The organism is Nitrospira sp. (assembly GCA_016788885.1).
Classification (GTDB): Bacteria; Nitrospirota; Nitrospiria; order Nitrospirales; family Nitrospiraceae; genus Nitrospira_A.
The window spans coordinates 27,850-48,292 of record JAEURX010000025.1 but is presented as its reverse complement, the minus strand read 5'-3'; the positions used below and the strand labels follow the sequence as shown (position 1 = coordinate 48,292).

Below are 20,443 nucleotides of genomic sequence, written 5' to 3'. Positions count from 1 at the left end.
GCCTGGTGTCATGCTGAACGGGAACCCTTTCTGGGCATGTCACGAAGATGCGCTGCTCCGTGAACTGGCTGTCACGCGGGAGGGCCTCTCCGTTGCCGAGGCGGATCGACGACTGGCTGCCGCCGTACCCTCTAGGCTGAAGCCCAGGCGTGACAGCCAGCCGTTTCGTGTGCTGTTCGCCCAATTCCGCAGCCCGATCATCCTCATTCTGCTGTGTGCTTCCGGTGTGTCGCTGTTTCTCGCGGAGCGCAGTGATGCCCTGATCATCCTCGGGATCATCCTGGCCAGTGCGCTGCTGAGTTTTCGGCAAGAGTATCGCGCGGCGCGCGCCGTGGCCGGGCTGCTGGCCCTTGTGCAAGTCACGGCTCGCGTGCGGCGGGATGGTCAGGTGGTCGAGGTGGCGGCGGATACGGTCGTGCCGGGCGATGTCGTGGAATTGTCCGCCGGCTCCAGCCTTCCTGCCGATGCGCGGCTTCTGGAGGCCAAGGATCTCTTCGTCGACGAGGCGACGTTGACGGGTGAGACCTATCCGGTCGAAAAATCGACGTCGACGCTTTCCGGGGACGTTCCCTTGCCGCAGCGGACGAACAGCCTGTTTCTGGGGACGCATGTCGTGAGCGGCCAGGCCCGTGCGGTGATCGTGAAGGTTGGGAAAGAGACCGAATTCGGTCGCGTTGCCCACCGTATGACGGTACGGCCGCCGGAGACCGAATTCGAGCGCGGTGTGCGGCGCTTCGGCTACCTCCTGCTGGAGGTGACCCTTCTTCTCGTGTTCGCCATCTTTGCGGTGAACGTCTATCTCGAGCGCCCGGTCCTCGAATCCTTTCTCTTCTCCATGGCACTGGCGGTGGGGCTGACGCCGCAATTACTGCCGGCCATCATCAGCGTGAATCTCTCCCATGGTGCGAAGCGTATGGCCGAGCGACAGGTCGTCGTGAAACGCCTTGCCTCGATCGAGAACTTCGGCAGCATGAACGTCTTATGCTCCGACAAGACCGGCACGTTGACCGAAGGGTCCATGCGGCTTCAGGCCGCCCTCAACGTGGATGGTGAGTCGAGTGAACGAGTGCTGTTTCTCGGCTATTTGAACGCGGTATTCGAAACGGGATTTCCGAATCCGTTGGATGAGGCGTTACGGCGACATCGAAGTTTCGAACTGGCCGGGTACTGTAAATTGGAGGAAGAGCCCTATGATTTCGTGCGCAAGCGGCTCTCGATTCTGGTCGCCACTCCGGAGACGCACCTGTTGATCACCAAAGGGGCGGTCGACAGCATGCTGGCTGTGTGTCTCCATGCGGAGCAGCGCGACGGGGCTCTTGTGCCGATCGAGCACCTTCGCCGTTCGGTGAGGGAGCAGGTTCGCGTATTGAGCGGACAGGGGTTTCGCACGATCGGCCTGGCCTGCCGGGACATGGGGAGACTCGAGCATGTCTCCAAAGAGCACGAGACGGGAATGACCTTTCTCGGTCTGCTGGTTTTCGCCGACCCTCCCAAGACCGGCATTGCCGAGACCGTGGGGGCACTCAAGCGGCTTGGCGTGGCGTTGAAGATCGTGACGGGAGATCAGGCGCTTGTAGCGGCGCACGTGGGGCAGAAGATCGGTCTGACGGATCCGCGCCTGCTCACCGGGAACGATCTGCGTGGGATGAGCGAGGATGCGTTGCGCGCCAGAGCTTCCGAGATTGATATCTTTGCCGAAATCGAACCGAATCAAAAGGAGCGGATCATTCACGCGTTGCGGGCATCAGGCCACGTGGTCGGGTATCTCGGTGACGGGATCAACGACGCGCCGGCGCTGCACGCCGCCGATGTCGGCATTTCCGTTGATCAGGCGGTGGATGTTGCGAAAGACGCCGCCGATCTTGTCCTGCTGGAGCACGATTTGAGCGTGTTGGTGGAAGGAGTGCGCGAGGGGCGCAAGACCTTCGCGAATACCCTGAAATATGTGTTCATGGCCACGAGCGCGAATTTCGGCAATATGTTCAGTATGGCCGGTGCCTCGCTGTTCTTGCCGTTTCTCCCCCTGTTGCCCAAACAGATCCTGCTGACGAACGTCCTCACCGACATCCCGGAAATGACCATCGCCACCGACCATGTCGATCCCGAGCTGATCGACCGACCGAGGCGCTGGGACATTCCGTTCATTCGCCGCTTCATGTTGACGTTTGGATTCGTCAGCTCACTCTTTGACTACCTGACGTTCGCCGTGTTGCTGCTGGTGTTGCATTCGACGACCGGTCAGTTTCGTACCGGCTGGTTCGTCGAATCGGTGTTGTCGGCCTCGCTGATCGTGTTGGTGATTCGGACGAGGCGGCCCTGTGCAAGCAGTCGTCCGTCAACGGGGTTGTTGTTGTCGACGCTCTTCGTCGGCCTGACGACGGTGCTGTTGCCGGTCACGCCGCTTGGCAGGCTGTTGGGATTTGAGCCCCTGCCGCCCATGTTTTGGGCGGTGTTGATCGGCATTCTGGTTGCCTATGTCGGTGCGGCGGAGTTGGCGAAGCTCCTATTTTACGGGAAGGTGAAGAACGGCAACTAAGGGGCGGCGGAAGGCCTTCGCAAATTCCTACGATCTGCGCCCATGCAATCGATCATCTCCTTGACTGTACGGGCTGTTGTAGTACAACCAAAGAAGCGCGTGCATCCTGCTGTTTCCCCATCTTTCGATTCACACGAGGACGCTCATGACCGGCTCTCCCCAATCGTCCGATGGTCGTTCGTATGATCCCCAGGTGCTGCTGAACTCGCAGCCGGTGGTGGTGACGGTCATCAATCCCGCTGACCATGCCGTGCAGTTTCAAAACCGGACCAGTCTGGGGACCTTCGGCGACATGGCCGGCGCGCACTGCTATGAAAAAATCGCCGGGAAGGCGGCACCGTGCGAATTTTGCCGTATGCCCGAGGCCCTCACTAAGGATGACGTGGTTTCGGAGCAGGTGGAGATGCCGGACGGACGCCGGCTCTTGGTGCATTGGGCAAAGGCTCCGACTGTCGATGGTCGGGTACACGTCATCGAAACCATCGTGGACTTGACCCTGCGCAAGCAGGACGAGCAGAGCGCGCGGCAGTCCCAGAAGATGGAGGCGCTGGGTCGGCTCGCGGCCGGCATTGCCCACGATTTCAATAACCTGCTCATGGTCGTGATCGGCCACGCACATCGGGTCACTCAGCAGTTGGGGTCGCACCCCTGCCATCATGAAGTCGAGGTGATCGGGCAGGCGGGCACTCGTGCCGCGGCGTTGACGAAGAAGCTGCTGACCTTCAGCCGCCGTCAGGTTTTGGAACAGCGGGACGTGCCCCTCAATACGCTGATCCGCGACATGGAAGATATTTTACGCCGGCTGATCGGGGAGCAGATCCAGACGGTGATTGTGCTCGATCCCCAGGCAGGGCACGTGTTGGGAGATCCGGTGCAGATCGAGCAGGTGTTGCTCAATCTGGCACTGAATGCTCGCGATGCCATGGCCGACGGAGGGATTCTGACCATCGAAACAGGCAACGCGGATCTGGACGACTCCTATGTTCGGACCCATCCGGGCGCGGTTCCCGGTCCGTTCGTCAAACTGGTCGTCGAGGATACCGGATCCGGGATCGATCCCGAGACGTTGAAGCATATTTTTGAACCATTCTTCAGCACGAAGGCATTGGACAAGGGGACAGGACTGGGACTGGCGACGGTGTATGGTATCGTGAAGGAAAGCCGCGGTTACATTGATGTGACCAGTCAGTTAGGCAGGGGGTCGCGTTTCACAGTCATGTTTCCGCGAGTGCCGTCTCAGGCGGCCGAGGCCGAACAGGTTGCGGCGTCGCGCCCGAAACCGGAAACCTCTGCGACCATTCTGCTGGTGGAAGACGACGAGGGTATTCGACGCCTGGTGTCGGCGGTGCTTCGCGACCAGGGGTACGAAGTGCTGGCGGCGGCAGACGGGGTGGAGGCGTTGCAGATGTTGCAGCTACGCAAGGGAGGCTGCGACCTGTTGATCACGGACGTGATCCTGCCGAGAATGAAAGCTGCCGTGTTGGCGCAGGGTGCAAGGACGATGTTCCCCGACATTCAGGTGTTGTACATCTCCGGTTATGCCGGAGACATGTTGGGTGCGCATGGGGTCGATGCCGAGGCCGCCTATCTGCAGAAACCATTTTTGCCCAAGGCGATCATCGACAAGGTGGCTGAACTCCTCCTGCGAGCCCGCTCCCCCAAGGCCTGATTCCATCCTCCGTGCCGTCTCGCAGATTACCTCGCGATCAACGTGAATCGACCGGAGTCCGTACGCACCGAAGGGCGGTGCGGGAGGTCTGCGCCGATGGCGACCGGGCGTGCGATGGTTGTTCAGCGATGACGCGTGAGGTGCGGGACAGACTTCGGTGGGCGACGTCGAGTGTTGATGAGCCTGTCGATGGTTAGCGCCAGGTGACGCCGGGAAGAGAGATGACCCGCTCGGCCTCGTGTGCAGTCTGCGCTTCCAGCAGCAACTCGTAGACGGCTTTCACCCGCGCCCGAGTTTCCGCGGAAAGGTTCATAAATTCCACGCCGAAGGCGTCCTTGCCGACCCAGGTGACGACGGCGGGTTTGATTTCGATGGGGTCGATGCGGTCCGGCAGGGAGATCCGCAGGGTCAAGCGCATCCCACAATTCACCTTCGCATTCTCTTGCTGGATCCGGCAGCCTCCCGGAGAGAAATCCCGCACGATACCCTGGCTGGCCCCTCGTGCACCTTGCACCTCGATCGGTCGATTCATCTCCACTCTCGTGCTCTTCCGCTTGGCCATTCCCGTATCCTTCCGTGAGCTGCTGTCGGTGTGCTGGACGCGATTGTTTTCAAATAGCCGGTTGCATGAGTGATTCCGCCAACCGTCGAAAGGCCGGATCCAACATGAAGCGGGCGAATGCCACGTCTTGTCTGGGGTCCGGCATGCGTTCGTCGCTCCGCCGGTCGTGATGGTAAAAGAAGGCGGCACCCAGAGAGTGCATCGTCTTTTCCCGGTCGTTCATCCCCGCATAGGTGCGTGCGAGTTCGTAATGCCACATCGGATTCGCCGGCTCCTTCGAAAGGCCGTAGTCGAAGGTCGCTTTCGCCTGCCCGAAGTTTCCCGTCCGGCCGTAGGCCGTGCCGAGATGGTGGACGAGCAATTGCCATAGCGGACGATCCAATGTCGGATTGGCCTGTTCAAGCAGCAGCGCCTGTTCATAGTGCGGGATGGCCAGGGTGAATCGTCCCAACAGGTAAGGCGCACTGCCTGCACGGAAGTGATCGAGGCTGCTGGGCGTCGGTGCCCCGACGATGGTGAGACGGTGCAGCAGGGGCTGTAGCGAGGCCGTCTCGTCGCCAGGGCTGCGGGTTTGCGAAAGATGAACGTCGGCATACACGTCGTCTTTGCCGGTACAGGCCAGGAGATGGTGCTGCTCGGCCTGGCCCGCATCATTTGCAGGACGTACGTATTCGAGGACGCTGAAGTGATGGAGGCTGTCGCGAACAAGGCCTTGGGTGGCGGATGACAGGGTCGTCTTGGCGACACGCTCCAGGTGGAGGAGACAGCCCTGCTCCGTTGCGTGTCCGGTGACTGTTTCGAGCGTGACAGAGAGTTGGATCGAATGGACTTCATCTGTCGCGAGGAGATATCGCCGGCCGTCCGGTTTCACGCCGTCGACCTGCACATGAAATCCGGTGACATCGAGGCGCATTGCCCAGGGGGTGTCGATGAGGGCGAGCGTCACCAGCTGAGGACCATCCTCCGCAACGGCGGGACCACCTGCGACGAGTGTCAGAATGAGTGCGAACGCGAGAAACGGTTTGGTTGACAGCGGCATGCGATTCCCGGATCTGCTGTTCACCGCACGGTGAGGCGAATGCGGTCACTGTAGTGTATCGTCCCCACTGCGGCGACCAAAGCAAAAGCATAAAAGCGGCGCACATCATCCCGTCAGGCGGGAGGTGTCGCTGCCCGTGCTCTGTCGGTCACCTGTGGCATCATGCGCCAGTCGGCAGTCCGGACTGTGGTCTTTGGTTTCAAATGCCGGACATTGTGGCAAGGGCGACTCTCTTGGGAAAGGCCATGGGTATCGTCTGCGGCAGGAGTCGAGTCAACAGGGAGATGTTCCGGCCCTCAGGTCTTCACCGGTGCCGGCGTTGCATAGTCTTCGGGAAGGATGTATGTGTGTCGCGGTGAACCGTCGAGCGATCCTGAGAGGAGAGGACTCACGATGCGAGAATCATGCAGGGCCCAGGTCGGATTCGGTGTCGCCTGGTGGACAAGGCGAATCCTCTGGCTGTCCGCCGCGCTCGCGTGGTGCCAGGCAGAGGGATTCGCTCTCGCGGCCGTGCAAGTGCTTCCCGACATGGTGCTGACGCGTGAGGGAAAGACGGTCAATGGGGCCAAGGCAGTACAGGCCGATTCCACCGTCAAAGAGGTGCTGATGGCGTTCAATCGCGCTGAGCAGGCGTTGGAGAAGCAGGATCGTGCCGTCCTGATGCAGTTTTACGCGCCGGAGTACAACTACCACGGCCTACATCTCGCGGATGTGGAGCGGATCTGGGGCGAAGTCTTCGAGCACTATCGCGCCTTATCGTCGACGCATCTCTTTTCCGACATGAAGGTGGTACGGAGCGAGGAAGGCCTTCGGGTGGAACTGACCTGTACCGGCGGCTTGTACGGTACGGAGGTGCAGTCAGGCGCCCGCGTGACGCTGGATAGTTGGTTTCAAGAGGTGCACTATCTCGTTCGGGACAAGCAGGGATGGCGATTTCTCGGGAATCGGGGAAACGCGCCTCGCTCGGCACCCTTTTCTTCTTCCCCGCACCATCCGTTGTTTTGATGTTGTGGGCCGTCAGGATCGGTTAGGCTGCAGCGGCGGAGGCGTCGGTCGTGGCCGTGCTGAGCAGTTTCTTCACGCTGGCGTGGGCGAGCACGACATCCGGAGTCCGCTGCAAGGCTTCGTAGTAGCTGCGCTCGAAGCCGTCGCCTTCTTCGGAAGGTCGCAGCATGTGGCGCGCTTCCACCAGCAGGTCCTGCGCGGTTTCAATCGTGGTCTCCTCCTGATCTTCAAGGACGACATCGATGCGGACGACGAGATGTGACAAGGGATGGAGCCAGGCGAACCAGGGATCGTTCATCACCAGTTGCAAGAGTTGTCCTGCCGAGGCGATGCGGCCGTAGATACGTTCATACGTGACTTGTTCCGAGACGATTAGGCATTTGTGCAGGCCGAGCAGGCCGTGGCGGAGTTCCTTGAGGCTGCGGCGAAGATTCTCCGGTAGCGGATGCGGAGTCGACCAGGAGGAGCGTGTCATATATCACCCGTTCTCACAAATCCACAGCTTCTAGCGACGGTTGTTCCCACCACAGGAATCATGCCCTTCTCGGGCCGCGCTCCGTCCTTTGTGGATACTGTATCGGCGAGTTTGCGCTGGGATTGAGCCCTCAGCCTGTCGGCCGGCGGAAAAACTTTCCTCCCCAGCGTGGATCTGGTTGAAGTCATTGATTTATCGCCAGAAAGTGGCACGGCAGCCTGCATTGAGCGGTGGCGGGAACTGTACGTAGGGAATTGAGACCAGAGAAACGGGAAGGAAGCGGCACTACCTATGGCTGACCAGCAACAGCCCCATCGCCCCCGATGGTATGCCCGGTCGCAGGACGAGATTGGCCGGGAGTTCGGTGTCGACCCGGCCGTGGGGCTCACCGAGGAAGAAGCCACGCGCCGTCGTGCGTCGAACGGCCGCAACGAATTGCCCGAAGCGCTGCCGCCTTCTCTCTGGCAGATGTTGGCCGCACAATTTACGAGCCTCATCGTTTGGGTGCTGGTCGGGGCTGCGGTGGTCTCCGGCCTTTTGGGAGAGTGGGTCGATGCCGGTGCCATTCTCGCCATCGTGTTGTTGAATGGGCTGTTGGGATTTCTTCAAGAGTATCGAGCCGAACAATCGCTGGCGGCGTTGCGCACCCTGGCCGTGACCTATGCGCGAGTGGTTCGCGGTGGAACGCGGCTCAACCTGTCTTCGACGGAGTTAGTGCCGGGCGACATCGTCGATGTGGAGGCGGGCGACCACGTCCCAGCGGATGCCCGGTTGCTCCAGGCTGCGAGCCTGCGCACGCAAGAAGCCGCGCTGACCGGTGAATCCACGCCGGTTGAGAAGCTGAGTGCGGCATTGCCCGACAGCGACCTTCCCCTTGCGGACCAACGAAATCTGCTCTTCATGGGGACCACCGTCACGGGTGGAAAGGGGCGGGCGGTTGTCGTGGCGATCGGCAGCGGCACCGAGTTGGGGCGCATTGCGACCTTGATGACTGCGGTGCCGGTCGAGCCCACTCCGCTGCAACGTCGGCTGGAGCAGTTCGGCCATGTACTGTTGGCGCTCTCGCTGGGAATCGTGCTGGTGGTGTTCGGGCTGGGAGTGTGGCGAGGTGAGCCGCTGTTCGACATGTTTCTGACGGCGGTCAGTCTGGCGGTGGCGGCGATTCCTGAAGGTCTGCCGGCGATCGTGACGACGACGCTCGCGTTGGGGGTGATGCGCATGGTCAAGCGGCACGCGCTCATTCGTCGCTTGCCGGCGGTGGAAACGTTGGGTGCGGCGACGGTGATCTGCACCGACAAGACCGGGACTCTGACCAAGAACGAAATGACGGTCACGCAAGTGGCCCTCGATGACCGTGTGATCGAGGTGACCGGGGAAGGGTATGCGCCGGCGGGCGAGATCGTCGGCGGTGATCCTCGTGAAGGCGCGCTGCGTGAGCTGCTCTGGACAGCGCTCTTGTGTAACGGCGCGTCATTGAAACGGGCTGACGGCAAGTGGACGGTCGTCGGCGACCCCACCGAGGGCGCTCTGCTCGTTGCGGGTGGAAAGGGTGGGTGGTGGAAAGAGGAGTTGGAGCGGGAACAGCCCTTGTTGGGAGAACTCCCGTTCGACTCTGATCGCAAGATGATGACGGTGGTACGGCGATCGCAGGGGCGACCTGTCGCGTATGTGAAGGGTGCGCCGGATGTGTTGCTCGGCCGGTGTGATGACTATGTGACGGAAACCGGGGAGCGGCGGCCGCTCACGGAACCCCTGCGCCAAGCGATCCTCTCACGCAATCAGCAGTTCGCGCAGCGGGCGCTACGGGTGGTGGCGTTCGCACAGCGGGTCCTCGATCCGGAGCCGGCGTCGTTCGAGCCTGAGGTGCTGGAACAGCGCTTGTGCTTTCTGGGGTTGGCGGCCATGAAAGACCCCTTGCGCCCTGAGGCGAAATCGGCGGTCGAGCTCTGCCGGTCCGCGGGGATCGCGACGGTCATGATCACCGGCGATCATAAGGACACGGCGTTGGCCATCGCACGGGAGGCGGGCTTTGCGAGCGGCCCGACGCAGGCTCTGTCCGGCCTTGAACTGAATGCCTTAACCGATGCGGAGCTGGCCGCGCGGGTGCGGACCGTGTCTGTGTACGCGAGAGTGTCGGCGGAACACAAACTTCGTATCGTCAGGGCCTGGCGCGCACAAGGTGCGGTGGTGGCGATGACCGGAGACGGTGTCAATGATGCGCCGGCGGTGCGCGAGGCGGACATCGGGATTGCCATGGGAGTGACCGGGACGGATGTGACCAAGGATGCGTCGGATATGGTCGTGACCGACGACAACTTCGCCTCCATCGCCGCCGCGGTTGAAGAAGGGCGCAGTATCTATGCCAACATTCGCAAATCCGTTCACTATCTGTTGTCGTGCAATTTGAGCGAGGTCCTGGTGATGCTGGGGAGCACGGTCCTGGGGTGGCCGCTGCCGCTGCTTCCGATCCACATTCTCTGGATCAATCTGGTGACAGACGGGTTTCCCGCCCTCGCCCTCGCCGTCGATCCAGCAGCCCCCGATGTGATGAAGCGGCCGCCTCGAGACCCGCAGGCCCCGTTGCTCGACCGGCGCCGATTTCTCACGGTCTGCGTGCAGGGCCTGGTGATGGCCGTGGCGACTCTGGCGGTCTTTGGTATCGCGCTGTCGATCGTGAAAGATGAAGTGCCATTCGCGCGAACGATGACCTTTACCACGCTGGTCTGGGTACAATTTCTTCACGCCTTTACCTGCCGCCATGATCGGTACTCGCTGTTTCAGATCGGGGTGGCGAGCAATCCGATGCTGGTGGGCGCCGTGCTGGTCTCGGCGCTCTTGCAGGCGGGCATTCTGGTGAGTCCCTGGGGGCAGGAGATTTTTAAAGTCGTGCCTCTGCGGGCCGACGAATGGGCAGTGATCGCCGGGTTGGGGACGCTACCGTTCCTGATCATGGAGTTGTGGAAGGCCTGGAGTCGCGCTCGAAGGGGGTGTCAGGAAACGGCTAGCCCGCACTATTCATGACGGTTCGTCGCGAAATCACCACGCCGCGTCGTGAGACCGAGGGGCGAGCCCGCCGGTCTGCCGGGACAGCGGATTGGCGAGTGCAGCAGAAGCGTTCATGAATAATGCGGGCTAAGGTGTGAACTCCGGCGTGGCCCAAATCGTGGTGAGGGGCGCCGCTTGGCGGCTCAATCCCACCGGGTTCGCTCCGTACATCTCCGTGATGGTTCTCAACACACCGTAATGGTCCGTGGGCTCTCCGTAGCGGCCCGGTCGTACCATCGGTCCTACCAGAATCGTCGGAATGTGGTTGTCTGATTTCCCGTTATCCTCATCCCAGGTGATGATCAACAGACTATTGTGCGTCTGTGCCCATTCCACGTACCGATCGAGATGAGTCTGGAGCCACTGGTCTGCGCGTTGAATGCGGTCGGGGTCTTTGCCGTCGTGCATATCGTTCTGTTGATTGGGGACGACGATGCTGACGGTCGGTAGCGTACTGAAGTCTGTCGGGAAATCGGTCAGCGGACGGTTGTTGGCGGCGGGGACCGTGTTGATGGGAGACGATTGCCAGTTGACCCAGGGATTATGCTTGCGCACATAGGCGCCCGCGACACACTCGATGGATCCGACGGCGGGCAGGTCTTCTGCATAGCCGATGAACGTCTGTCCGGCTTGGGTCAGTGTACTGGACAGATTGGGAACCGTCAGCGAGGTCGGACAGGTGTTTTTGCTGACCCCGTCGATGGTGCCCGCGAAGAGCGCGATATAGTTCGGTTGGCTGGGATGGGTCACGCCGTAGGAGTTGGTCAACAGCGCCCCTTTCGCTGCCAATGCATTGAAATAGGGGGCGGCCGGTGAGTCAACAATCTGGGAAAAGGCATGATTTTCCTCGATCACGAGTACAATGTGATCGGGTTTGGGCAGCGGGGGCAGAGCGGAGAGCAGGTCGGTCCACAGGAGAAGAAGCGTTGCAGTGACACTGACGACGACCTGCCTGCTCATCAGGGACCTCGTTCTTGGTTACATCGGGAGTTCGCTGAGCCGTAATGTGTAGAGATAGTGGTAGAGGCCTCGTTGTTCCAGCAACGCTGCATGGGTGCCTGATTCGACGATCTTCCCTTTGTTCAGCACCAGGATACGGTCGGCACGTTGAATGGTACTCAGCCGATGGGCGACGACGAAGGTGGTGCGGTTCACCATGAGCTCTTCCAGAGCTTCTTGCACCAGTCGCTCCGATTCGGTATCCAGCGCGGACGTGGCTTCGTCGAGCAGGAGGATGCGCGGGTTTTTCAGAATCGCGCGCGCGATCGCGACACGTTGCCGTTGGCCACCGGAGAGATTGATGCCTTTTTCTCCGACGATGGTCTGGTAGCCGTCGGGGAATCCCGCGATAAATTCGTGCGCATGCGCGGCTTTGCTGGCGGCGATGATTTCTTCTTCGGTTGCATCCTCGCGCCCATAGCGGATGTTGTCACGGATCGGCCCGCCGAACAGAATCGTATCCTGGGGAACCAGCGCGATTTGCCGGTAAAGGCTGTCGAGCCGAACATCTTTGACATCATGACCGTCCACCGTCAGTCGACCCGACGTGGGATCGTAGAAGCGATGCAAGAGGTTCATGATCGTCGTTTTCCCTGAACCGGTTGGTCCGACAATCGCAATGAGTTCGCCAGGCTTGGCCTCAAAGGAGACATCGGACAACACGGGTTGCCGGGGGTCATAGGCAAAGCCGATATGTTCGGCGCGCACATGTCCTTTGATGGGCGGGAGTTCGATCGCGTTGGGCGCGTCAGCGATTTCGGCGTGGGTGTCAAGAATTTCGAAGACACGTTGCATGGCGCCCTGGGCTTCCTTGATCTGTGCAAAGACGCGGGCGGCGGATCCGAATGGTCCGATCAGAATGCCGGCAAACAATACGAAAGCGAACAGGTCGCCGGGAGACACGGTTCCGTCGATGACCTGCCTGCCTCCATACCACAGCACCATGGCGGCAGCGGCGAAGGTGACGAAGGTAATGGTCGGGACGAACCAGGCCATGATGGTGGCGCGGCGCAAGGACAGTTCCATGGCGGTCTGCACTTGCGACACGAATCGCTGCTCTTCCCGCTTGGTCTGCACGAAGGATTTCACGACCCGGATGCCGGCAATCACTTCCTCTACCAGCGTGCTGACGGAGGCGGTTTGGTCTTGAATGGTGGTCGAGAGTGCACGTAAGCGTCTGCCGAACAGTTTGGCCACGACAACCAGCAAGGGCAGCAGAACCAGAATGAGCAGGCAGAGCTGCCAGTTCATCGCAAACAGGAAGCCCGCGCCGCCGATGAAGGTGACGACCTGCTTGGCTGCGTCGATGGGAGTGTCGGTGACGACGTTCTGAATCACGGTCACGTCGTTCATCAACCGCGACATCAATTCGCCTGTCCGGCGCTTGGAGAAGAAATTGACGGACAGAGTTTGCAGGTGGGCGAAGAGGTGGGTCCGGAAATCCGCCATGACTCGCTGTGACACCCAGGCAGTCAGGTAACTGTGGCCCATGGAGCAGAGCCCTTGCAGCAGGACCAGACCGAGGAGCAGCAGGATCATCTGTGCCATGCGGTCGGCATCGTGCTGCACGGTGATGACATCCCAGAGGGTGCCGCCCAGCCGGAGCAACGCCAAGTTCACCGCGGCGACCGCCATGACCATGATGGCGGCGGCGATCATCCGGGGGACGTAGGGCTTGAGAAAGGGGAAGAATCGTTTGAACGAGAACATCGGTGTTACGACAATGAATTCAGGGGGGCAGGCACGGAGCCCTGTACCGTGGATGCGGTGAAAGGACTACGACACGACCTTCGTAATGGGGTGAGGGCGCACTAGAGCTGAGCGATGGACTCGATCAGGTTCTTATTGATCGCCACAAAGTCCGACCGATCCTTGTCATTGATCAAGACGTCAGTCAGGCTGATGAACAGCCGCTGTTCCTCGTTGATCGCATCGGACACACGATTACGCATGGGCGGGATCAGGAAATCCCCGACGTAGGTACAGTTCACCGTTCGAACGCGGATGCGAACTTTTTTTCCTTCGGGCACGGATCCCTCCGTCCATTATGTCGTGATGAACTCAGCTCTTGCGACGCAAGAATTTCTGACGCCGGCGCAATTTCTTATACTTGTGCTTGCGCATCTTCTTCCGGCGTTTCTTGAGGACACTCGCCATACATTCAATCTCCAACTGCTAGGCGCGGGAGTCTAGTGGGTTTCAGCTCAAAATGCAAGCCAAGATTCTGCTCTCCATTTCCCGCAGGATTGCCACACGGGCTGCGGGGCACGCCCATGCGCGCGGCCCTGGCTGTTTGCTTGACCTCGTTCTGCCAAGGTTCCTATACTGCGCCATGATCCACTCTGGCACACTCTTCGGCCGCCGTCTCGGTCGGTTCCTGTTAGGCCTTTTACTGGTACTCAGTATCGGGTGCTCCGGAAAAACCATTCAGTACAAGGACGACCACGACCGCATTCTTCGAATCGATCAGGCGGTGGAGTTGCTCCGAAAATCCTACGTCGAACGGGACCGGAATGCGTTGGAAGGATTGTTGCTGCCATCCGGCAATCTGGATCAGGTCCAACGGGAGATCCAGAGCGACTTCGACACCTTTCAGTCCATCCAGTTGGAGTTTTCCATCGAGCGCATTCTGATCGAGGGCGACAACATCGATGTCTTTGTCCATTGGCAAGGCCAGTGGAAACGGACCCCCGGCGAGGTGGGCACGCGTCAGCGTGGTCATGGGCGTCTTGCTTGGGTGGGGACGCAGTCCATTTTGCTCCGAGAGGCGCAGGGCGACCTGCCGTTCGGCATGGGCTCGCGAGTGAACCTGAGCGAAGATCCCGCGCGTAGCGCACCCAAACCCTAGCCATGTCAGCCCGCAGTTCTTCCCCCAAGATTGAAACAGACTTTCTCGTGGTCGGCAGCGGCGTCGCGGGTCTTCGCGCGGCGATCGAGCTCAGCCGAGCGGGGCGTGTGCTGATGTTGACCAAAGGCCATCCGCTGGAAAGCAATTCCATGTATGCCCAGGGTGGTGTCGCGGTGGCGCTCAGCGAAGAGGATGACGTCGGCAGTCATCTCGCGGACACGCTCAAGGCCGGTCATGGCCTGTGCCGTCGTGAAGCTGTGCGGGTGTTGGTCGAAGAGGGGCCGGACCGGATCGAGGAGCTGATTGCGTGGGGCGCGAAGTTCGACAAGATCGGCAAACGGTTTGCGTACACGCGTGAAGCCGCCCATAGCCGGAGCCGGATTCTCCGGGCGCGCGGGGACGCCACCGGCAATGAGATGGTTCGCGCGCTGATGACGTATGCGGCCAGGCAACGGCGTATTCAGCGGTTGGATCGGCGATTCACGGTCGATCTGGTCGTGGTCGACGGGCGTTGTTGCGGTGCGATCGTCCTCAACGAGATGTCGGGCGAGCGCACAATCCTTCCGGCCAGCGCGGTGGTCTTGTCGACAGGCGGCGCAGGGCAGGTCTATGCCCGCACCACCAATCCCGGCAATGCGACCGGAGACGGCATGGCGATGGCGTTACGGGCCGGGGCATTGTTGATGGACATGGAGTTTGTGCAATTCCATCCCACCTCGTTATACCTGCCGTCGAGTCCTCCTTTTCTCCTCTCGGAGGCCATTCGCGGAGAGGGGGGGCAGCTCCGGAACATCAAGGGTGAGTTATTCATGCATCGGTACCATCCGGACGGCGCACTGGCCCCGCGTGATGTGGTTTCACGGGCGATCTGGTCGGAAATGGCGGCGACGCGTGCGCGGCACGTCTATCTGGATGTGACGCATTTGGGCGCGGCCTTCGTCAAACGGCGGTTCCCCACCATCTATGCGACCTGTCTGCGGTACGACATCGACATGACGGAAGAATGGATCCCTGTCTCGCCCAGTGCCCATTACATGATGGGCGGGGTATGGACGGATGTGCATGGCGCAACGACGTTGCCCGGCCTGTATGCGGCGGGAGAAGTTGCGTGCAGCGGGGTACATGGGGCGAATCGATTGGCCAGCAACTCGCTCCTCGAAGGGTTGGTGTTCGGCATGCGCGCCGCGCAATCTGCGGTGGCTCATGCAGGGCATTTCTCAGAGTCGGTGTCGGTGCCTTCGATTGAAGACCTGGAGCAGGGGAGACCGACCGATCTCGATGACCCGGAAAAACTCCGCAGTTCGTTACGTCGTCTGATGTGGGGGAAGGTTGGCTTAGTACGCTCGGGTGATTCGTTGATCAGCGCCTCTGCACAACTGGTACGCTGGATGCGCCTGCTGACCAAACCATTTTCCTCGCGGGCAGCCCTTGAAGTGAAGAATATGGTGCAGGTGGCGCGCTGTATTGCCGATGCGGCGCTCTGGCGGGAAAGCAGTGTCGGGGCCCACTACCGATCGGATTTTCCTGAAGCCAATCGACCGGGATGGCGGCAGCACAGTCAGCTATTGTTGGCTCAGGGTCCGATTAGCGGGATGCCATCGAATGCGCAAGACCTCGTCCTGGCGACCCAGGAGCCGGTGCACGGTAAGGCCGGGAAGAAGAACGCCGGTCGTTCGTGAGGAAGGTGCGATAATAGCGCAGCACTTTGATGACGTATTGCCGCGTTTCAGGGATGGGGGGGAGCCCCTGGTACCGTTCCACCGCCTGCTCTCCCGCATTGTAGGCTGCTAAGGCCAGTGGAAGATTTCCGTTAAAGCGATCCAGCAGCTGCCGTAAATATTTGGTTCCCCCGCCGATATTGTCATCCGGATTATAGGAATCCCGCACATCGAGACGTCTCGCAGTCTGGGGCATCAGTTGCATCAGGCCGACGGCACCGGCATGTGAGACCGCCAGTGGATCGAAGTCGGACTCCGTTTTGATCACCGCGCGAATCAGGGCCGGATGCAGGCGATGGGCGCGAGAATGTCGAGCAATCACCGGCTCGAGCTCACGATCGGAAATGACACTGCGGGAGCGAGGGAGTTCCGACGTGACGCGTTTGTATCGTGGGTCGTTGGGCACATTGGTCAGCGAGATGGTGCCGTTGGCATCGATGTATTGGTAGACCTCGGCCTGGACGGGTGAGTCTGTCAGCACGAGCGTTGCGGACAGCAGAAGCAAGGGCGTGATGCGGTTGAATCGGGCCATCGGGGTTGAGGCGCCTGTGCCTGTATGGTGTGCTTTGCCGATGGTTCAACCGTAGCAGTCGACCCCCAACCTGTCAAAAACCCTTACTCCGTCCTGTCGCCGAGGTTTCTCTGTAAGGCATTGATATCAATACGATTGGCCGATGTGGTGCGCTAGGGGACTGCTTCGAGAAATCTGGTTCGGCTGGCGGCGAAACGCGCCTGCAGCCGGCGAGTGAGGGGGCCGGGGCGACCATCCCCGATGGTGTAGGTCTCGACACGTGATACCGGCATGACCTCCATGCTGGTGTTCGTCAGAAAACATTCTTCCGCCTTACGAAGGTCGGTGAGGTGGTAGTAGCCCTCACGAACCGGCAGGTCTTCCTCCGCAGCGAGAGTCATGATGATGCTTCGCGTGATGCCGTCCAAAATGCCGCAATCCAGCGCCGGGGTGTGGACGGTGCCGTCGGAAATGAAAAAGAGATTGCTGATCGTGCATTCGGTTAGTTCATCCCTCCAGTTCAGGAAGAGGCTGTCGAAGGTTCCGGCTGCGATGGCTTCGCGTTTCGCCAAAATGTTGTTCAGGAAATTGGTGGATTTAATCTGCGGGGACAACGCGGCGGGGAGATTCCGTCTGGTCTGGGCGACGGTGAGTGAGACGCCGTCCCGCAAGAGCTGTGCTGAGGGTGGATGAAGCGCCTTCGTCATGATGACCACAGTGGGACGGGGACAGAGTGCCGGATCGAGGCCGATCTCTCCTTCCCCCCGAGAGACGGTAATGCGGAGATAGGCGTCGGCATGATCGGTCCCGACCTCATTCCGTCGCATGGCCTCATGGAGCAACTTCGGCCACTCCACGTCGGGAATGGGAATCGTGAGGCCGATGGACTCGGCCGAGCGACGCAGCCGAGCGAGATGCTGGTCGCGCATGAAAATCCGTGTGCCATAGGAGCGTAGGGTTTCGTAGACGCCGTCTCCATAGAGGAATCCATGGTCAAACACGGAGACGACGGCCTCTTCTTTGCGCACGAATCGGTCGTTCAGGAACACCCACATCAGCGGCCAGCCTCCAGGATGTTAAAAAATGCGCCCGCTTTGGCGAGCGTTTCCTCATATTCGCGATCGGGATCCGAGTCGGCTACGATGCCGGCGCCGACTTGCAGATAGCCGTGCGTCTTTGTCAGGAGCAGGGTTCGAATCAGAATATTCAGGTCGAGGTCGCCGCTCCAGCAAAAGTATCCGAGGGCTCCCGTGTAGATTCCGCGCCGCACCGGTTCCAACTCTTCGATGACTTCCATGCAGCGCAGCTTGGGAACGCCAGTGATGGTGCCGCCGGGAAACACGGCCCGGACGAGGTCAAGGGGTGAAGTGCCCGCCTTGAGAATTCCTGTGACGTCGGAGACCAGATGGCGAACGTGTGAATACTGTTCGACGGTCATGAACTCATTAACCTGCACGGTGCCGTAGCGGCAGACCTTGCCCAAGTCATTGCGCTCGAGATCGACCAGCATGACATGTTCGGCGCGTTCCTTGGGACTGGCGAGTAATTCAGCGTGCAGGTGCTGATCTTCCTGCGCGCCGGCTCCACGCGGCCTGGTTCCAGCGATGGGCCGCGTGCTGGCTTCTGATCCGGAGAGACGGACGAGCCGCTCGGGGGAGTTGCTGACGAGGCTGAGGTCGGGCAAATGGAGCAGCCCCGCGAAGGGCGAGGGGTTGACGTCGCGCAGGCGGCCATAGAGCGCCGTGGCGTATGCGGTGATCTCCGGCCGTGGTGCCGCGGCGTCGAGGTTGAGGGTGAAACGATGAGAAAGATTGGCCTGATAGATGTCCCCGGCGCCGATGTAGTCTTGGCATCGTCGGACGCGCGCGGTATAGGCCTCACGCGATTGATTGGGAGCCAACGTTGCCGTTCGAGGCCAGGCGTGGAAGGTAGCGGGGGGGCGTGGACTCGTTAGGCGAGCCTCCAACTCCGCTAGTCGGTCACGGCCCTCGCGGTACAGTTTTTCTCGAGGTTCTGCCGCAAAGCGTGAGAGGGGAGGGCAGTACATCAGGTACAGTTGGTTTGTGAGGTGGTCGACCGCCGCGACCAGGTCGAAACAGGCCAGATGCATGTCGGGGAGACCGACGTCGTCCGTCGCCAAGCTGGGAAGTGATTCGAAGGAACGGACCAGATCGTAGCTGAGATACCCGACCGCGCCGCCAAAAAACGGCGGGATGCCCTCGATCGGCGAGATCACCGAACCGCCGAGGATCCGGCCAAGGGCCTCGAACGCGGAGCCAGCGGCCACAGTCGCCCGACCTGCCTCTTCCACATGGTGCTCCTGCCCACGACCGCTCAACGTGAGGTAGGGCTCGCTGCCGAAGAAGGAATACCGTGCGGTGCTCCGACTGCCGTTCGCGCTTTCGAGGAGAAATGACGGCCGACTGGTGGACGCGAGGCGACGATACAGCTCAAACGGGTCGGCGTCGGGCTGCGGACGAACCACAACCAACGGTTGTGGCGGCCCGTCAAGAAATGCCTGTTGTGAGGAATCAGTCATGAACGTCGGCGCCTGGAGTTGTCCACCCCAAGGAAAAGACTATACCGCATCATCCCGCTCGGTCATAGCGGGCCAACTTCTTGACAAGTCCCCAGCGAATTTGCTTGAATGGCGCGCCCGCCGATGGGCGCACTCTATCCGACTGTGCCGAAGAGTGCCGTACGTGAGCGCGTGATGCCCCCCTCTCAGGATCCGTTATATGCGGGGCTCGGGCAAGCTGTCCGGATCGGGACGGAACTGCTCGCTGCGTTGATTGTCGGCGGGGGCTTGGGTTGGGTGGTCGACACCTATCTGCTGGATTCCAATCCATGGGGACTGGTGATCGGCTTGGGGTTGGGCGCTGCAGCCGGTGTGCGAAGCGCCTATCGAGCCGCGCAACGATGGCAGAGTTAACCTGAATCGTCTGACTGACAAAGGATCATCGTGGAAGAAAGTCCGTTACATGCGTTTGAATTGCACGATCTGATTCCCCTCGTGCCGGCCGGGGTCGATATCTCCATCAATAAAGCCGTCATTTTGATGTGGGTGGTGGTGGGGTTGGTTTCATTTCTGATGATTTCCGCCGCAGCCTCACGCAAGCTGGTTCCAGGGAAGTTGCAGAATCTGGCTGAACTGATCGTGGAGTTCATTCGGGGGATCATTCTGGACACCATGGGCGAGCCGGGCATGAAGTTTTTTCCGCTCATCGCCACATTGTTCCTCTTTATTCTATTTGCCAACCTGCTGGGACTGATTCCCGGATCCTATACCGTGACCAGTCAGATTATCGTGACCGCGGTCTTTGCGGTCGGAGTCTATGGACTCAGTTTGGTGCTGGGATTTTCGCTTCACGGCGCCAAATTCCTGGGCATCCTTGTTCCGCCGGGCACGCCGGGTTGGCTCCTGCCCCTGATGATTCCGATTGAATTGATCAGTCAGCTGGCTCGGCCGATCTCGTTGGCGGTGCGGTTGTTTGCGAACATGACCGCCGGTCACGTCATCTTGGGCGTCTTGTTCGGGTTGGCCATCAGCGGCGGGTTGCTGATCGGCTGGTTGCCGTTTGCCTTTACGATCGCCATGAACGGGTTGGAAGTCGGCATTGCGTTTATTCAAGCCTATATCTTTACCGTGCTGAGCTGTGTCTATTTAGGCGATGCCGTGACGTTGCACGGTCATAGCGAGCACGCACATTAGGTTGAGTTGTCTATAAAGGGAGGAGAGGTTAAACAATGGATGCAGCAGCAGCAGCGTTGGTCGGTATGGGATTGGCGGCGGCAGGGTTTGCCGGAGCCGGCGTGGGGATCGGGTACATCTTCGGAAAAATGATCGAGGCCGTGGCCCGGCAGCCGGAAGCGGAAGGCCGCGTCGGCAAGTACATGTGGATTGGGTTCGCGCTCGTCGAAGCCATCGCACTGTACGGGCTGGTCATTGCGTTCATCATCATGGGCTTGCGCAAGTAGCGCGTTGTCGGTCGAGCCCTGATGCTGGGGTCCATGCCCGGATCAGAACCCTCAACTC

At 60.4% G+C, this 20,443-nt stretch carries 19 protein-coding genes; 9 read left to right on the top strand and 10 right to left on the bottom strand.

The genetic code is table 11. From position 1 onward, the window contains the following. Nucleotides 1–10 precede the first annotated feature (10 nt). Complete coding sequence (mgtA, locus tag JNL86_06740) at nt 11–2,536, top strand: magnesium-translocating P-type ATPase (protein ID MBL8042599.1); 2,526 nt, start codon at nt 11–13, stop codon at nt 2,534–2,536. A 145-nt stretch (nt 2,537–2,681) separates the two neighbouring features. Then, the gene (locus JNL86_06735) at nt 2,682–4,205 is read left to right on the top strand and encodes a response regulator (protein ID MBL8042598.1); all 1,524 of its coding nucleotides are present in this window, start codon (nt 2,682–2,684) and stop codon (nt 4,203–4,205) included. A gap of 193 nt (nt 4,206–4,398) precedes the next feature. Here JNL86_06735 and JNL86_06730 read toward each other — a convergent pair whose 3' ends face one another. Together JNL86_06730 and JNL86_06725 are read right to left on the bottom strand one after the other, a co-directional pair. Next, on the bottom strand, nt 4,399–4,767 hold the full coding sequence (locus JNL86_06730) for a PilZ domain-containing protein (protein ID MBL8042597.1): 369 nt from the start codon (nt 4,765–4,767) through the stop codon (nt 4,399–4,401). Between the two features lie 49 nt (nt 4,768–4,816). After that, entirely contained in the window at nt 4,817–5,806 is a 990-nt protein-coding gene (locus JNL86_06725; protein MBL8042596.1) for a tetratricopeptide repeat protein, read from the bottom strand. Nucleotides 5,807–6,199: 393 nt separating this feature from the next. On the opposite strand from JNL86_06725, the gene JNL86_06720 reads away from it, so the two are divergent. After that, on the top strand, nt 6,200–6,811 hold the full coding sequence (locus JNL86_06720; protein MBL8042595.1) for a hypothetical protein: 612 nt from the start codon (nt 6,200–6,202) through the stop codon (nt 6,809–6,811). 22 nt (nt 6,812–6,833) lie between these two features. On the opposite strand, the gene JNL86_06715 is transcribed toward JNL86_06720, so the two are convergent. Then, nucleotides 6,834–7,286, bottom strand: a complete 453-nt coding sequence (locus JNL86_06715; protein ID MBL8042594.1) for a hypothetical protein — start codon at nt 7,284–7,286, stop codon at nt 6,834–6,836. A gap of 291 nt (nt 7,287–7,577) precedes the next feature. Here JNL86_06715 and JNL86_06710 point away from each other — a divergent pair, with 291 nt between their 5' ends. Beyond that, nucleotides 7,578–10,307, top strand: coding sequence for a cation-translocating P-type ATPase (locus JNL86_06710; protein ID MBL8042593.1), 2,730 nt, complete (start codon nt 7,578–7,580; stop codon nt 10,305–10,307). A gap of 111 nt (nt 10,308–10,418) precedes the next feature. Here JNL86_06710 and JNL86_06705 read toward each other — a convergent pair whose 3' ends face one another. From JNL86_06705 to JNL86_06690, 4 genes are all read right to left on the bottom strand, one after another. Then, nucleotides 10,419–11,291 carry an acid phosphatase gene (locus JNL86_06705; GenBank protein ID MBL8042592.1) on the bottom strand — a complete coding sequence of 291 codons (873 nt, stop codon included), beginning with the start codon at nt 11,289–11,291 and terminating at the stop codon, nt 10,419–10,421. A gap of 18 nt (nt 11,292–11,309) precedes the next feature. Continuing rightward, nucleotides 11,310–13,040 carry an ABC transporter ATP-binding protein gene (locus JNL86_06700; protein MBL8042591.1) on the bottom strand — a complete coding sequence of 577 codons (1,731 nt, stop codon included), beginning with the start codon at nt 13,038–13,040 and terminating at the stop codon, nt 11,310–11,312. A gap of 101 nt (nt 13,041–13,141) precedes the next feature. After that, nucleotides 13,142–13,360 (bottom strand): hypothetical protein, encoded by a 219-nt coding sequence (locus tag JNL86_06695; GenBank protein MBL8042590.1) that lies wholly within the window; start codon nt 13,358–13,360, stop codon nt 13,142–13,144. 31 nt (nt 13,361–13,391) lie between these two features. Continuing rightward, nucleotides 13,392–13,487 carry an AURKAIP1/COX24 domain-containing protein gene (locus tag JNL86_06690; GenBank protein MBL8042589.1) on the bottom strand — a complete coding sequence of 32 codons (96 nt, stop codon included), beginning with the start codon at nt 13,485–13,487 and terminating at the stop codon, nt 13,392–13,394. Between the two features lie 175 nt (nt 13,488–13,662). Here JNL86_06690 and JNL86_06685 point away from each other — a divergent pair, with 175 nt between their 5' ends. Together JNL86_06685 and nadB are read left to right on the top strand one after the other, a co-directional pair. Further along, nucleotides 13,663–14,178, top strand: a complete 516-nt coding sequence (locus JNL86_06685; GenBank protein ID MBL8042588.1) for a hypothetical protein — start codon at nt 13,663–13,665, stop codon at nt 14,176–14,178. 2 nt (nt 14,179–14,180) lie between these two features. Continuing rightward, nucleotides 14,181–15,857, top strand: a complete 1,677-nt coding sequence (gene nadB / locus JNL86_06680; protein ID MBL8042587.1) for an L-aspartate oxidase — start codon at nt 14,181–14,183, stop codon at nt 15,855–15,857. Here nadB and JNL86_06675 read toward each other — a convergent pair. The 3 genes from JNL86_06675 to JNL86_06665 form a co-directional block, all read right to left on the bottom strand. Continuing rightward, a complete protein-coding gene (locus JNL86_06675) occupies nt 15,763–16,428 on the bottom strand; it encodes a lytic transglycosylase domain-containing protein (protein ID MBL8042586.1) in 666 nt (221 codons plus the stop codon). The genes nadB and JNL86_06675 overlap by 95 nt on opposite strands. 152 nt (nt 16,429–16,580) lie before the next feature. Then, the gene (locus JNL86_06670) at nt 16,581–17,462 is read right to left on the bottom strand and encodes an aminotransferase class IV (GenBank protein MBL8042585.1); all 882 of its coding nucleotides are present in this window, start codon (nt 17,460–17,462) and stop codon (nt 16,581–16,583) included. Further along, the gene (locus tag JNL86_06665; GenBank protein MBL8042584.1) at nt 17,462–18,946 is read right to left on the bottom strand and encodes an anthranilate synthase component I family protein; all 1,485 of its coding nucleotides are present in this window, start codon (nt 18,944–18,946) and stop codon (nt 17,462–17,464) included. The genes JNL86_06670 and JNL86_06665 overlap by 1 nt, the downstream gene beginning before the upstream one ends. Before the next feature lie 108 nt (nt 18,947–19,054). Here JNL86_06665 and JNL86_06660 point away from each other — a divergent pair, with 108 nt between their 5' ends. Genes JNL86_06660 through atpE form a run of 3 tightly spaced genes read left to right on the top strand, consistent with a single transcriptional unit; the run spans nt 19,055 to nt 20,385 of the window. Then, nucleotides 19,055–19,339 carry an AtpZ/AtpI family protein gene (locus JNL86_06660; GenBank protein ID MBL8042583.1) on the top strand — a complete coding sequence of 95 codons (285 nt, stop codon included), beginning with the start codon at nt 19,055–19,057 and terminating at the stop codon, nt 19,337–19,339. Between the two features lie 30 nt (nt 19,340–19,369). Then, entirely contained in the window at nt 19,370–20,119 is a 750-nt protein-coding gene (locus JNL86_06655) for a F0F1 ATP synthase subunit A (protein MBL8042582.1), read from the top strand. Between the two features lie 35 nt (nt 20,120–20,154). Beyond that, nucleotides 20,155–20,385, top strand: coding sequence for an ATP synthase F0 subunit C (atpE, locus tag JNL86_06650; protein ID MBL8042581.1), 231 nt, complete (start codon nt 20,155–20,157; stop codon nt 20,383–20,385). Nucleotides 20,386–20,443: the final 58 nt, after the last annotated feature.